Annotated in this window: 1 protein-coding gene; it reads right to left on the minus strand. The window is 37.1% G+C overall.

All coding sequences use genetic code 11. The features are described 5' to 3' along the window. Positions 1-342: zinc-binding dehydrogenase (locus AAEZ03_RS26410; RefSeq protein WP_350582721.1), on the minus strand; the 342-nt coding region annotated here is incomplete at both ends.

Here is a 342-nt window from a genome sequence, read left to right on the forward strand (position 1 = left end):
TGATTCAAGCAACTTATGCGCCTTCTCCAAGTTTGCAGCGTTACTTTTGCCTAGATTTTGGTTGAGGGTACTTCTAATTTTTTGCTGGTCAACTAATTGGGCAACCTGTTGCAATAGATCACATTGCTTTTCAATATCATCGGTTTCATACATTGAACGGGTGAACATCAATTCCCAATGGATAGAAATAGATTTAGTCTTAAACGGCATAATATCAAATGTTTGTGGATCATCGATCAATCCAAGCTTGCCTTGTGGTGCAATCAGAGAAACTATTTGCTTGATATAGGTTTCTGTATGATTGGTAGAGAATACGTATTTTGGTTTTTCAATGCCTAGTGT

It is taken from the genome of Pseudomonas sp. HY2-MNA-CIBAN-0224 (assembly GCF_040310285.1).
GTDB classification, from domain to species: Bacteria; Pseudomonadota; Gammaproteobacteria; order Pseudomonadales; family Pseudomonadaceae; genus Aquipseudomonas; species Aquipseudomonas helleri.